Origin of the sequence: Gordonia sp. McavH-238-E (genome assembly GCF_022348225.1) — a bacterium.
Taxonomy (GTDB): domain Bacteria; phylum Actinomycetota; class Actinomycetes; order Mycobacteriales; family Mycobacteriaceae; genus Gordonia; species Gordonia terrae.
The window spans coordinates 128747-142719 of the sequence record NZ_JAKRFE010000011.1; the positions used below are offsets into that span (position 1 = coordinate 128747).

A 13973-nucleotide genomic window follows, 5' to 3' on the forward strand; every position below is an offset into this window, starting at 1 on the left:
TTGACTGTGCGCACCCCATGTTCGGGTCGCCGCTGCCGGGGAGTTCGGGGTGTTGCGGGTCCATAGGTCGGGTCACCCGGCCAGCGCGCGCAGGAAGAAGCCGAGATTGGCCGGCCGCTCGGCGAGACGGCGGACGAGGTAGCCGTACCACTGTGCGCCGTAGGGGATGTACACGCGGACCCGGGCGCCGGCGTCGGCCAGACGACGCTGCTCGTCGACGCGAATGCCGTAGAGCATCTGGTGTTCCCAGGTGCCCGGGGCCCGTCCGAACTCGTCGGCGAGGATCGTGGCGGCGTCGATCATCGTGGGGTCGTGGGAGGCGACCATCGGGTATCCGCGCCCCTTCATCAGCGTCCGGAGGCAGCGGAGATAGTTGTCGTCGACCTGCCGGCGCTCGGTGAAGGCGACTGCGGCCGGTTCGGCATAGGCGCCCTTGCACAGGCGGATTCGAGCTCCCGACGCCGCGAACTCGGCGCAGTCGTCCTCGGTCCGGCGCAGGCCGGCCTGCAGCACGGTTCCGGTGTCCGGGAAGTCGTCGCGCAACGAGCGTACGATCGCCAGTCGCCGGTCGACGGTGGTGTGACTCTCGGCGTCCACGGTGACCAGGACGCCCCGGCCATCTGCGGCGTCGACGATCGTCCGCGCGTTCTCCTCGGCGATCTTCGCGCCGTGCTCCGGCAGGCTCAGGCCGAGTGCGGTGAGCTTCACCGACACCTCGACCGACCCGGCAGGTGCCGACCGGAACATCGACAGTGCCTCGAGGAGTTCGAGATAGGCGCTCACCGTGGCGTCGGCCCGGGATTCGTCGACGGTGTCCTCACCCAGGTGGTCGACCGTGACGGCGAGTCCGTCATTGAGTTCGGCTCCGACGGCGGTCATGGCGTCGGCGAGTGATTCGCCCGGCACGAACCGGCGCACCACTCTCTCGGTCACCGGCCACCGCTCGGACACATCCTTGACGCGTTCGCTACGCGACACCGCGACGATCGCCGGACGCAGCACGGTGTCGAAGACGGTGCCCATCAGATCCCCGTCCAGTCGAAGGCCATGTGCGGGTAGGTCGTCGTGGTGGGCGGGCTGAAGGTCTCCTTGATCGTGCGGGTCGACGTCCAGCGCATCAGGTTCTGCTTCGATCCGGCCTTGTCGTTGGTCCCCGACGCCCGGCCCCCGCCGAAGGGCTGCTGTCCGACGACCGCACCGGTCGGTTTGTCGTTGACATAGAAGTTGCCCGCGGCGTTGCGCAGTCGGTCGGACGCCAGTGTGACGGCCGCGACATCGGTGGCCATGATGGACCCCGTCAGTGCGTAGGTCGCCGTCGAATCCACCAGTCCGAGTATGTTCTCGTACTCCGCGTCGTCGTAGACGTGAACGGCGAGGATCGGACCGAAGTACTCGGTGGCGAACGCCTCGTCGGTCGGATCGTCGGACAACAGGACGGTGGGCCGTACGAAGAAACCCTCGGAGTCGTCGCAGTCGCCGCCGACCGCGACGGTGAGCGACGCCGACGACTTCGCGCGGTCGATCGCCGCCACCTGCTTGTCGAACGCGCGCCGATCGATCACCGCGCCACCGAAGTTCGTCAGATCGCGAACGTCGCCATAGGTGAGTTCGGCGGCCTCGCCGAGGAACTCGTCGCCCATCCGATCCCACACCGACCGCGGGATGTAGGCGCGTGACGCCGCCGAGCACTTCTGTCCCTGGTACTCGAAGGCCCCGCGCGACAATGCCGTTCGCAGCGCATGCGGCTCGGCCGAGGAATGCGCGACGATGAAGTCCTTGCCGCCGGTCTCGCCGACGAGGCGGGGATAGTTCCGGTACCGCTCGATGTTGGCGCCGACCTCGCGCCAGAGATGCCGGAACGTGCGTGTCGACCCGGTGAAATGGATGCCGGCCAGATCCTGGTCGGCGAGTACGACATCCGAGACGGCCACGCCGTCGCCGTGGACGAGGTTGATGACGCCGGGCGGCAAGCCGGCGGCCTCGAGAAGGGCCATGATCAACTGGGCCGAATACGCCTGGGTGGGTGAGGGCTTCCAGACGACGGTGTTGCCCATGAGCACCGGAGCCGTGGGTAGGTTCGCGGCGATCGCGGTGAAGTTGAACGGGGTCACGGCGTAGACGAAGCCGTCCAGCGGACGATGGTCGAGCCGATTCCACACCCCCGGTGACGACTCCGGTTGTTCGGCGAGGATCTCGCGGCCGAAGGCCACGTTGAACCGCCAGAAGTCGACGAGTTCGCATGGTGCGTCGATCTCGGCCTGCTGCACCGACTTCGACTGACCGAGCATCGTTGCGGCCGCGATCCGTTCGCGCCACGGACCGGCCAGCAGTTCGGCGGCGCGCAGGATGACGGCCGCCCGGTCGTCGAAGCTCGTGTGCGCCCAGTCGTCGGCGGCGGCGCGAGCGGCATCGACGGCAGCGCGGGCGTCGTCGTGGGTGGCGTTGGTGATGAAGCCCAGGACCTCGCGGTGTGCGTGGGGCTGGACGACGTCGATCTCATCGCCGGCACCGAGGCTCAGATGGCCGCCGATGATGTGGGGGAACTCGCGCCGCCCGGCGTGGGACTGCCGCGCCAGCTCGTCGACGATGCGCGTTCGCTCCGGCGAACCGGGGGCATAACCGTGTACGGGTTCATTGGACGGTCGAGGGGGAGTGGTGATGGCATCCATGAGTCCAGTCCACCGTCCCTCCCGGTGCCACGATATGGCCGATCGGCAAACATATGCGTCGTAGCCTTGTCCGTATGGACAAGACCGCGGGCATCGCTCTGGGACGGCTGGTCCTGGCCCTGGATCAGACCGTCGCGACCTTGGTCTCGTCCCCACGCGGGCTCGACGCCCCGGTGTCGACGCTGGCGATGGTCGACACCGACGATCTCCACTACGGGCTCGGGCGTGCGGCGCGATCGGCCGATCTCTTCCTTCTCGTCGGACTCGGCGACGAGGTGGGTGTCGAATGGCTCGGTGACCTCGGTGCGCATCGCCCGGTGGCCGTGCTGACCAAGAGCCCGACACCGGCGTTGATCGGTCTAACCGAGCGGCTGGGGATCGCGGTCATCGCCATCGACCCGCACGCCCGCTGGGAACGGATCTACAACCTCGTCACCCGGGTGCTCGACGCTCGATCCCATCCGGCCGGGGACGGCGAGTCCATGGAGTCCGGGAGCACCGGCGACCTGTTCCAGCTCGCAGCCGAGGTCGCCCGGCGGACCGGAGGCCTGGTGAGCATCGAGGACGAGCATGCGCACGTCCTGGCCTACAGCTCGGCCGGTGACGAGGCCGATGAGTTGCGCCGGCTGTCGATCCTGGGCCGGGAGGGTCCGCCCGAGATGCTCGCCTGGTTGCGGGAGTGGGGCGTGATGGACGCGGTACGGCAGTCGTCCGGGGTCGTGACCGTCGACGCGCGTGCCGATCTGGGGTTGCAGCCGAGACGCGCGGTGGCCATCCGGCCGGCACCCACCGCCCGACCGAGCGGCTCCGGCGACGTCCTGTTGGGGGTCGTCTGGCTGCAGGAGGGATCTCGTCCGCCGGCCCGCGACACCGACGAGGTGCTCGTCGGAGCCGCAGCCGTTGCGGCACGGATCATCTCGCGGCGCCGCTCCGCCGGTTCCGACCACGATGAGCGGGTGCGGCGGCTCCTCGGTGTGGGCGGCGAACCCGTCGACACCGATCGTCTCGCCGCCCAGCTCGGCATCGCGCCGTCGGCGACCGTGACGATCGCCGGGTTCGCCACCCCCGACGGCATCCGCGGGGGACAGGTCTCGGCACTGATGTTGCACGCCAGCGCATTCAGTCCACTCTCGGTGACGGTCACCATCGGCGACCGCGCCTACGCCGTGCTGCCGGGGGTCGCTCTCGACGACGCCGTCACATGGGCCCGGGTCGCCGTCGGCGCGGCCGACCGGCAGTTCGCGGTGCCGGCCCGCGCCGTGGTCGCCGGTCCCGACCGCATCTCGACCGCAACCGAGCTGCGCCACTCGATCGACCGCGTGCTCGATGCGGCCGGCCGGGAAGCCGACCTGATCGACGATGTCACCACGGTCGAGCGATCCCGCACCGGTGTGCTGCTCGGCGAGATCATCGGATTGCTCTCGGAGAACCCTGATCTCGTCGACGACCGGGTCACCGGCCTCGTCGATCTCGACGCCCGCAGCGGCAGTGCCTTCACCGCGTCACTGCGTGCCTACCTCGATCACTTCGGTGATGTCCGTGGGGCGGCCGCGGCGCTGCATGTCCACCCGAACACGTTGCGCTATCGCCTACGTCGGATCCAGGCACTCACCGGAATGGACCTCGACGATCCGGCGACGCGTCTCGTCGTGGCGCTGTCACTACGTGTCCGGTGAGGGCGGCACAGCGAAGCCGAGTGTCACCCGCCCGGGACATCCGATGGGTACCGTGGCGCCCATGCCGTCCTCGTCGAAGTCCCTGTCCGACCTCGCCGGCCGGCGGGTGGTCGTCACCGGTGCGACGAACGGCATCGGGATGGCCACCGCCGCGGCGCTCGCCCGGGCCGGAGTGCGGGTGGTGTTGGCCGTCCGCGACACCGAACTCGGCGCACGACGCGCACGAGAATTCGGCGGCGAGTGCGAGGTGCTCCGACTCGATCTCGCCGACCTCGCCTCGGTGCGGGCCTTCGTCGCCGAACTCGACGGTCCGGTCGATGTGCTGGTCAACAACGCCGGGATGTTTCCGCACCAGCGCAGGACGACGCCGGACGGGTTCGAACTGGGCATCGGCACGAACTTCCTCGGCCCGTTCGCCCTGACGAACCTCCTGCTGCCGCGTATCCGACGGCAGGTCGTGTCGGTGGGATCCGAGGGGCACCGCCACGCCCGCATCGACCCCGCCGATCTCGACCACCGACACACCCGGTGGTCGGCACCCCGGGCCTACGCCGCGTCCAAACTCGCGGTGATGCTGTGGGGCCTCGAACTCGACCGGCGATTGCGCGCGGTCGGGTCACCGGTGACCTCGATGCTCACGGACCCGGGCTGGGCCGCGTCGAACATCTCGAACAAGCCGGGCCTGGGAGTCCTGCACCGGGCGGCCCAGGGTCTGGCTGGAGTGCTCGGCAACGATCTCACCGCCGGGGCGGCACCCACGCTGCACTGTCTGACCGAACCCATCCCGCCGGGCAGCTATGTGGGGGTCGACGGACTGTGGGGACTGCGCGGCCGGCCGGTGTTGTCGGGCCGCGCCCGCATCGCGTGCGATTACGAACTGGCCGGCAGTCTGTGGAGCGAGGCCGAGAAGCGCACCGGCACCCGGTGGCCGTTGGGGTAGGGCTCGCGTCGCCCTGCCGGGTCACGCCAGATCGGTCAGTCGATCCGACAGCTGGGCGGTGAGTTCGTGCGCATAGTGCAGCTGCCGCTCCAGCTTCTCGCATGCAAGCCTGGCCCGCTGCCGGAACTCCGCGACCGCGTCGAGTGCCGCTCGCCGGTCCTCCGGTGCTGCGTCGCTGTCGTCGAGAACGCTCTCGGCGTGTAGGAGTTCACGCATGTCATCGAGCGTGAACCCGAGTGGTTTCATCCGCCGGATCACGAACAGCCGATCGATGTCGGCACGTGTGTACAAGCGGAACCCCCCGGCCGAACGCGCGGACGGGACGACCAGGCCGACCTCGTCGTAGTGGCGGATGGTCTTGATGGACAACCCGGTTTCCGTCGCCACCGCGCCGATCTGCAGATGGCCGGTGTTCTCGGTCCCTCCGTCGGTCACGACCCGCCCTCTCTACCCGGTCAGCCTTCGCCGCCGAGCCGGCCACTGAGACGCCGATGGCGCTCGGCGCTGTGGCCGTCGAGGCCGACGATGGTGGCGGTCTTGCCCTTGGCTGCGTACTTGGTGGTGATCGCATCGAGGGTAGCGACCGTCGACGCGTCCCAGATGTGCGCCTCGCTCATGTCGATCACGACGTCGTCCGGGTCGCCGGCGTAGTCGAACTGGTAGACGAGGTCGTTGCTGGACGCGAAGAACAGTTCGCCCCGCACCGCATAGACCCGGGTTCCGGGTTCGGGGTCGGCGACCTCGACCACCTCGGTGACGTGTGCGACCCGGCGCGCGAACAGCACCATCGCCGTGAGGACACCCACGATCACGCCGTAGGCCAGATTGTGGGTCGCCACGGTGACGACGACGGTCGCGACCATCACCGCGGTCTCGCTCTTGGGCATGCGCCGCAACGTCTTCGGGTTGACGCTGTGCCAGTCCAGAGTGCCCACCGACACCATGATCATGACCGCGACGAGAGCCGCCATGGGGATCAGGGCGACGATGTCGCCCAGCCCGACGACCAGGATGAGCAGGAACAGTCCGGCCAGGAACGTCGAGATCCGGGTGCGCGCCCGGGACTCCTTGACGTTGATCATGGTCTGGCCGATCATCGCGCACCCGCCCATCCCGCCGAAGAGGCCGGTCACGATGTTGGCGATGCCCTGCCCGGTGGCCTCACGCGTCTTGTCGGAATGGGTGTCGGTGAGGTCGTCGACGAACTTGGCGGTCATCAGCGACTCGAGCAGGCCGACGAGTGCCATGGTGAACGCGTACGGCGCGATGACCGAGAGCGTGTCCCACGTCAGCGGGACGTCGGGGAAGAACAACGTGGGGAGGCTGTCGGGTAGTTCGCCCTCGTCGCCGACGTCGGGGACGGCGAAGCCGACCGCCAGGGTGACCGCGGTGAGCAGCACGATCGCCACGAGCGGTGACGGGATCGCCGAGGTGAGCCGGGGGAGACCGACGATGATCGCGAGTCCCGCTGCGACGAGGGGATAGACCAGCCACGGCACGCCCAGCAGGTGCGGCAGCTGGGCGGTGAAGATCAGGATCGCCAGCGCGTTGACGAACCCGACCATCACGCTGCGCGGGATGGAGCGCATGAGTCGCGCGACCCCCAGGGCACCGAGGACGATCTGGATGACACCGGCCAGGAGCACCGCCGCAATCAGATGGTCCAGGCCGTGACTGGCGACCAGGGGCGCCACCACGAGCGCCACGGCGCCGGTGGCCGCCGAGATCATCGCCGGACGGCCCCCGACGATCGCGATCGTCACCGCCATCGTGAACGAGGCGAAGAGACCCACCCGCGGGTCGACCCCGGCGATGATCGAGAACGAGATCGCCTCGGGGATGAGTGCGAGTGCGACGACGAGACCGGCGAGGACCTCGGTACGCAGCCGTCGTGGGGACCGCAGGGTCGCCAACACCGACTGTCGGCGGGCAGGGGTCAGCACCTCGGCGGTCACGGCGTCTCCATCTTCGCGAGCGATCAGAACGGGTGTCGCGCAGTGACTCACACACCTCGCCGGATCGTCGGCGGCGATGGCGACCGGGGCCGGCCCTACGGACGCGGAAACTCTACCCTTACGGGAGGGTAGATATCCACACCCGGTCGGTTGCGTGCCTAGAGGATCGTGAGCATCTCGTTGTAGGTCGGCAGGGGCCAGAGGTCGTCGGCGACGATGGATTCGAGGGTGTCGGCAACCTCGCGAACCGTGGCCATGGCCGGGATGAGGGTCTCCAGCGCGTACGTCGACTCGTCGAGTGTGGACTCGCCGTGCATCCCGGCGATGCCGGCATCCAGCGTCATCAACCCCTCGTGCAGCGCGCCGATCAGGCCGGTCAGCTCCTCGAGCAGCGGTGTGGGAGCGTCGATCCCGGCCATCTTGAGCGACGCCGCGGTGCCCGCGAGTTCACCCTGGTAACGGATCGCGGCCGGCATGATCATCGTCTTGGCGATCTCCGCGGTCTCCTTGGCTTCCACGAGGAGGGTCAGCGCGTAGTACTCGAAGATGACGTCTTCCCGGGCCTCGAGTTCGCGGGCCGACAGCACGCCGTACTTCTCGAAGATCTCGATGACCTCCGGCGAGGTGTACTCCGTCACCGCGTCGACCGTCGTCCGCAGGTTCTTGAGGCCGCGGGCGGCCGCCTCCTCCTGCCATTCGTCGGAGTAACCGTTGCCGTTGAAGATGACCGCCCCGTGCGAATTGACGATCTCCTGCAACACCTTCTGGACGGCGTCCGCGAGGTCGAGCCCGTCGGCGAGGAGCTTCTCGAGGTCGGCGGCGATCACATCGATCGAGTCGGCGAGGATCGTGTTGATGGCGACCATCGGGTCCGAGATCGACTGGTTGGAACCCGGTGCGCGGTACTCGAATCGGTTGCCGGTGAACGCGAACGGACTCGTGCGGTTGCGATCTCCCGGATCGGCCGTCAGCGGCGGGAGGGTGTCGACGCCGAGTTCGATGACGCCCGCGGCCTTGGAGCCGGTCGCACCGCCCTTGGCGATCTGCTCGAACACATCCATCAGCTGTTCGCCCAGGAAGATCGAGATGATCGCCGGCGGAGCCTCGTTGGCCCCCAGTCGATGGTCGTTCGAGGCGGACGCGACCGCGGCACGCAACAGTCCGCCGTAGAGGTGGACCGCGCGGATGATCGCGCCGCAGAAGGTCAGGAACTGCATGTTCTCGTGCGGGGTGTCGCCCGGGTTCAGCAGATTGCCCTGGGTGGAGTTGCCGAGCGAGAAGTTCACGTGCTTGCCCGAACCGTTGACGCCGGAGAACGGCTTCTCGTGCAGCAGACACTTCATGCCGTACTTCTCGGCGACGGCCTTCATCGTGGTCATCATCAGTTGCTGGTGGTCGTGGGCGAGAACCGACCGTTCGAAGACCGGCGCGATCTCGAACTGGCCGGGCGCGACCTCGTTGTGTCGCGTCTTCGCCGGGATCCCCTGCTTGAACAGCTCGCGGTCGAGCTCGATCATGAAGGACAACACGCGCTCGGGGATGGCGCCGAAGTAGTGGTCGTCGAACTCCTGACCCTTCGACGGCGGCGCGCCGAACAGGGTCCGGTTGCAGGTCATGAGATCCGGTCGGGCATAGAAGAAGTGCTCGTCGATCAGGAAATACTCCTGCTCGGCGCCCGCGTACGAGACGACGGTGTCGACGTCGTCGTGACCGAACAACCGGAGCAGCCGCATCGCCTGCTTGCTCATCGCCTGCTGGCTGCGCAGCAGCGGGGTCTTCTTGTCGAGGGCCTCCCCGGTCCACGAGATGAAAATCGTCGGGATGCAGAGCGTGTTGCCGTTCGGGTTCTCCAGGAGGTACGCGGGACTGGTGACATCCCAGCCCGTGTAACCGCGGGCCTCGAAGGTCCCGCGCAGGCCGCCGTTGGGGAAGCTCGACGCGTCGGGCTCGCCCTGCATCAGCGTCTTGCCCGCGAACTCGGCGAGAGATGCACCGGTGGAATCGGGTTCGAGGAACGAATCGTGCTTCTCGGCGGTGAACCCGGTCAGCGGATAGAACACGTGGGCGTAGTGGGTGGCGCCCCTCTCGATGGCCCAGTCCTTCATCGCCACCGCGACGTAGTCGGCGAGGGTGGGATCGAGCGCACAACCGGTGTCGACGGTCGCGGCCACCGCCTTGAAGACGTGCTTCGGCAGCCGCTTCTTCATCACCGACAGGCTGAACACATTGCGCCCGAACGTGTCTGCCAGCGGTTCGGTGAATCCCGGTGCCGAGCAGTCGTAGGTTGTCACGGCCTCGATCGCCTGTCGGCGGGACATGCTGCCACTCATGGTTACTCCTGGATGATCTCGGCCCCCACGTGCGCGGGGGTCGCACGACGACGTCGCCACGTCGTTGTCGCAGATGCGAGCGATTCGACGCTATGAGCTGGGTGTATGCGCTCGATTGCCCCCGTGTGACGCCGAGGAAAACTACTTGCCCCGGAACCGGTTGAGGCAGTGTCGAACCCGGAACGAGGCCAGGGCGGGTCAGCGCAGGGTCGCGTCGTCGCCCATCACGGCACCTTCGCGACGCGGATCGGCGCCGCCGATCCAACCGCCGTCCTGCCGGAGCAACGCGCTGAGACCGCTCGACTGCTCCTCGATCGACACCTCGGCGCCGCGCTCCCGAAGGCCTCGGACCAGGGGATCTCCGGCGCCGTCGTCGGTGGTGTCGACCAGGGGGTGTTCACCGCCGACGTTCGAGGTCGGGGTGTTGGCCGAGCCGAAGTCGATCATCGACACGGCCTGCTGTGGGTCGAGTCCCCAGTCCAGCATCCCGACGATCGTCTTGATCACGAACTGGATGATCACCGACCCGCCGGGTGAGCCGAGGGCTGCGACCACCTCGGCGGGAGCGCCGTCGGCGCCCGGTTGCAGGACGAGGGTGGGAGCCATCGACGACCGTGGCCGTTTGCCGGGCGACACCCGGTTGGCGAGCAGCGTGCCGTCGTCGTCGCGGGGCTCCGCGGAGAAGTCGGTCAGCTGATTGTTGAGCAGGAAGCCGTCGACCATGTGGTAGCTCCCGAACGCGGATTCGATCGTCGTCGTCATGGAGGCGACGTTCCCGTAGCGGTCGGCGACGGTGATGTGGCTGGTCCCGTGTTCGGAGCCGGCATACGACCCCAGGGGCACCGGCCCGAGGTCGCCCGCCGGGGCCTCGCCGAGCGACGAGTCGGGCTTGATGAGTGCCGCGCGCGATCGGAGATAGGCCGGGTCGAGGATGGTCGCCACCCCTCGTCCGGGGAGGGGGACGAAGTCGGGGTCGGCCACGTACTTGTCGCGATCGGCGTAGGCGAGCCGCTCGGCCTCGGTGACGAGATGCACGGCGGCCGGGTCGGGGCGTCCGCCATCGGCGTCGACGTCGGTCGGGGGCATCGACGGGAGGTCGAAGTTCTCGAGGATGCCCAGCGCCGACGCCACGGCGATCCCGCCCGACGACGGCCCGGGCATGGCCACGATCTGGCGTCCGCGATACGTCGTCACGACCGGGTCCCGGACGAGTGCGCGATACCCGCGGAGATCCTGCACCGTCATCAGACTCGGTGTCATGCCGCCCGCGGTGGACCCGGCCTCGGCGACGATGGCCTCGGCGAGCGGCCCGTCGTACAGGGCGCCGGCGCCGTCGGCGGCCAGCGCGCCGAGCGTCTTCGCGTAGGCCGGGTTGACGAGCCTGGTGCCGGCCGCCTTGGGGGAGCCGTCGGCGGCGAGGAAGTACGCGCGCGCATCCTCGTCGACGGCGAGTTCGGCCGCCGACGCGGCGATCGCGGTCGCGAGCCGCGGGCTGATGTCGAAGCCGTTGTCTGCCAAGCGCACTGCGGGTTCGAACAGGTCACGCCAGGCGTGCCCGCCGAACTCGCCGTGGACCGTCTCCAGCATCCGCATCACGCCCGGCACCCCGATGGACCGGCCTGAGGCGCGGGCACTCGGCACGGGCGGCGCGGGATCGTCCGGGCTGATCCGGGTCAGGTAGGACTCCGTGGCGGCGGCCGGGGCCGTCTCGCGCCCGTCGAAGGCCCGAACACTCTTCGACGCCGCGTCGTAGTAGAGGGCGAAGGCGCCACCACCGATGCCGGACGACTGTGGTTCGACGAGGCCGAGAACCAGTTGCGCGGCGACCAGGGCATCGGCGGCCGTACCGCCGTCACGCAGGACCTCACAGGCGGCGCGGGTGGCGAGCGGATTCGCCGTTGCCGCCGCATATGTCGTGGTTTCGACCGGCCTCATCCCGGTCCGGAACCCCGAGGCCACTTCAGGTCTGGTGGCGATGTCGGTCGGTGCGGCGGACACCGACCGGGCGTCGATCATCTCCCCGTTGGGGATCTCGGCGCAGGTGACCGGATTCGCCTCCGGCGGGGCCGAATCCGTGCCGCACGCGGTCGCGATCAGAGCGGTGGCCAACGCCGCGGACAGCGCGCGCACCATGACAGGGACTCCGCGACGGGGCGTCATCGACCAAGCGTACTGGCGATCGGCCGTCCGCGAGGAGAACCGGGTCGGGTGGTTCAGGTGAGTCGGGGGAGCGCATAGGGTCGAGGCGGTAGGGCCGCACCGGCACGGTCGGCCGAACGAGACGAACGGGGAGAATCGTGGGAGTGGTACGGCATCAGGCGCGGATCGACGGGCCGCGTGAGCGGGTGTTCGAGTACGTCGACGGATATCAGAACGTCAGCGAGTACATGTTCGGGGTGACTCGCTTCGAACCCACCACCGAGCAGACGAGCGGACTGGGCGCGACCTTCGCGGTGACCATCGATGTCGGTCCCAAGGCGCTGAAGTCGATCGTCAAGTGCACCGAATACGTCGAGAACGAACTGATCGCACTGGAGGCGATCGAAGGGTTCGGGGCGAACACCAGGTGGCGATTCGCCGACGCGGACGGTGGGTCGGGAACAGATCTTGACGTCGAATTCTCCTACACACTTCCGGGCGGGATGGCAGGCAAACTCCTCGGCAAGATCATCGGCCCGTTCGCGGCCCAGGCCGTGCGCCACACCGAGGTGACCATCGGCAAGAAGGTCGGCGCCACCGGCTGACCGCCGGTTCAGGCCGCCTCCCGGTCGGCGGGCTCGGGTATCCGGTTCGGCAGGTGTCGCGAGAACAGCAACGCCAGGACGAGGAGACCGAACACGACGAACAGGGCCTGCTGCAGCGCCGCGATCTGCGAGTCCGCGTAGGCCTCGGACACCGCCTGTGCGGACTCCGACGAGCCGCCCGCATCGAGAACGAGGGTGCGGGCCTCGTCGGCGGAGATGATCGGTACGCCCGCGGCGTCGACTGTGCTGACGATCTGCTGCTGATCCGCCGCGGGGAGGTTCTCGGTGTCGTTGACCGCCGACACGAAGCCCGACGAGAGCATGAGGAGAAAGACCGAACCGGCCACCGCGGTGCCGAATGACGACCCCAGGTTCTGGAACGTGCCCTGGAGACCGCCGACCTCCGAGGTGTCCTTCTCCTCGACCGCGGACATGTTGACGTTACCCAGCTGCGAGGCGAGCAGTCCGAATCCCGCGCCCACCACGAACATTCCCGCCGCGAACACGGCGCTGCGCAGGTCGGTTCCCACCGACGCGATGACGAGGAGTGTCCCCAGCGCCATCGTGATCTGCCCGCCCCGGGCGATGAACCGCGCGGAACGTCGTGCGGTGAGCCAGGATCCGAGGATCGAGAACAAGATGAGACCGACCGAGAGCGGCAGGATCTTCACCCCGGTCTGCAGTGCGTCGCGCCCGAGCATCGTCTGCAGGTACACCGGGACCACGAAGAACAGGGCCGCGATCGCGAAGTACTGGGCGAGGAAACCGCCGAGTCCGCTACGCAGAGGGGCGATCCGGAACAACTCGACCCGTAGCAGCGGTTGTCGACCGGAGTCGGCGAGAGTACGTTGCCGCAGGACGAACAGCCAGAGCACGACGACTCCGAGGAGCAGCAGGTAGGCGACCGGCGAGACCCCGAGCGGAGCGATGGCGTCCCCGCCGATCTCCGGCGGGTGCTGCGGTTTCAGCCACCCCCAGGTCTTCGACTGGAGAACGCCGTAGACGATCAACGCCAGACCGCCGGCGGAGGCCACGACACTCAGCGGGTCGATGCGCACGTTCGCGTCCCGGGGGACGTCGCGGATCAGCTTGGCCGCGAACAGGACCGCCACCATCACCACCGTCTCGGCGACGAACACGTAGCGCCACGACAGGTAGGTGGTCATCACGCCACCCAGGAGCGGGCCGATGGCCGCGGCCAGCCCGGTGACCGCGCCCAGGATCGAGAATGCGGTGACACGCGCCTTGCCGGTGTAGTTGATGGCGGCCAGCGATGCGATCGCGGGGATCACCAGAACCGCGCCCAGCCCCTCGACGAGCGACCACCCGATCAGCAGGACGGTCAGGTTGGGACTCAGCGCCGTGGTCAGTGATCCGATGCCGTAGATGACCGCACCGATCTTGAAAGCTCGTGCGCGGCCCATCAAGTCGCCCAGCTTGCCGCCGGTCAACATGAACGCGGCCATCGTGAGCGCGTAGAAGGTGATCGCGGCCTGCATGCCGGTGATCGAGGTCCCCAGGTCGTCGGCCACCACCGAGATCGACACGTTCATCACGGTGCTGTCGAGCACCATGACGAACTGGGAGATGGCCAAGATGATGATCACAGACCAAGAGCGCATCGTCAGTCTCCTCAGATGTGGTGAGCGCTCTGATCTT

Annotated in this window: 10 protein-coding genes; 3 read left to right on the forward strand and 7 right to left on the reverse strand. The window is 68.3% G+C overall.

Features of this window, described 5'->3' with window-relative positions; genetic code table 11:
- Nucleotides 1-72 precede the first annotated feature (72 nt).
- Nucleotides 73-1023: a proline dehydrogenase family protein gene (locus MHN80_RS18050; protein ID WP_004020135.1), complete on the reverse strand. Its 951-nt coding sequence runs from the start codon at nt 1021-1023 to the stop codon at nt 73-75.
- Nucleotides 1023-2669, reverse strand: a complete 1647-nt coding sequence (gene pruA, locus MHN80_RS18055) for an L-glutamate gamma-semialdehyde dehydrogenase (protein WP_239402870.1) — start codon at nt 2667-2669, stop codon at nt 1023-1025. Before pruA ends, MHN80_RS18050 begins: the two co-directional genes overlap by 1 nt.
- A gap of 74 nt (nt 2670-2743) precedes the next feature.
- Here pruA and MHN80_RS18060 point away from each other — a divergent pair, with 74 nt between their 5' ends.
- Both MHN80_RS18060 and MHN80_RS18065 read left to right on the forward strand, forming a co-directional pair.
- Nucleotides 2744-4345, forward strand: coding sequence for a CdaR family transcriptional regulator (locus MHN80_RS18060; protein WP_239402871.1), 1602 nt, complete (start codon nt 2744-2746; stop codon nt 4343-4345).
- 43 nt (nt 4346-4388) lie between these two features.
- On the forward strand, nt 4389-5285 hold the full coding sequence (locus MHN80_RS18065) for an SDR family NAD(P)-dependent oxidoreductase (RefSeq protein WP_239402872.1): 897 nt from the start codon (nt 4389-4391) through the stop codon (nt 5283-5285).
- A gap of 21 nt (nt 5286-5306) precedes the next feature.
- Here the strand turns inward: MHN80_RS18065 and MHN80_RS18070 are convergent, their stop codons facing one another.
- The 4 genes from MHN80_RS18070 to MHN80_RS18085 all read right to left on the reverse strand — a co-directional run bounded on the left by MHN80_RS18070 (nt 5307) and on the right by MHN80_RS18085 (nt 11730).
- Nucleotides 5307-5720 carry a MerR family transcriptional regulator gene (locus MHN80_RS18070; RefSeq protein ID WP_064571244.1) on the reverse strand — a complete coding sequence of 138 codons (414 nt, stop codon included), beginning with the start codon at nt 5718-5720 and terminating at the stop codon, nt 5307-5309.
- A gap of 20 nt (nt 5721-5740) precedes the next feature.
- Entirely contained in the window at nt 5741-7240 is a 1500-nt protein-coding gene (locus tag MHN80_RS18075) for a SulP family inorganic anion transporter (RefSeq protein ID WP_239402873.1), read from the reverse strand.
- Nucleotides 7241-7398: 158 nt separating this feature from the next.
- Nucleotides 7399-9570: a glutamine synthetase III gene (locus tag MHN80_RS18080; protein ID WP_239402874.1), complete on the reverse strand. Its 2172-nt coding sequence runs from the start codon at nt 9568-9570 to the stop codon at nt 7399-7401.
- A 198-nt stretch (nt 9571-9768) separates the two neighbouring features.
- Nucleotides 9769-11730: a gamma-glutamyltransferase family protein gene (locus MHN80_RS18085; protein WP_239402875.1), complete on the reverse strand. Its 1962-nt coding sequence runs from the start codon at nt 11728-11730 to the stop codon at nt 9769-9771.
- Between the two features lie 137 nt (nt 11731-11867).
- Here MHN80_RS18085 and MHN80_RS18090 point away from each other — a divergent pair, with 137 nt between their 5' ends.
- Complete coding sequence (locus MHN80_RS18090) at nt 11868-12314, forward strand: SRPBCC family protein (RefSeq protein ID WP_004020126.1); 447 nt, start codon at nt 11868-11870, stop codon at nt 12312-12314.
- 8 nt (nt 12315-12322) lie between these two features.
- Here the strand turns inward: MHN80_RS18090 and MHN80_RS18095 are convergent, their stop codons facing one another.
- Nucleotides 12323-13936: an MFS transporter gene (locus MHN80_RS18095; RefSeq protein WP_239402876.1), complete on the reverse strand. Its 1614-nt coding sequence runs from the start codon at nt 13934-13936 to the stop codon at nt 12323-12325.
- Between the last annotated feature and the right edge of the window lie 37 nt (nt 13937-13973).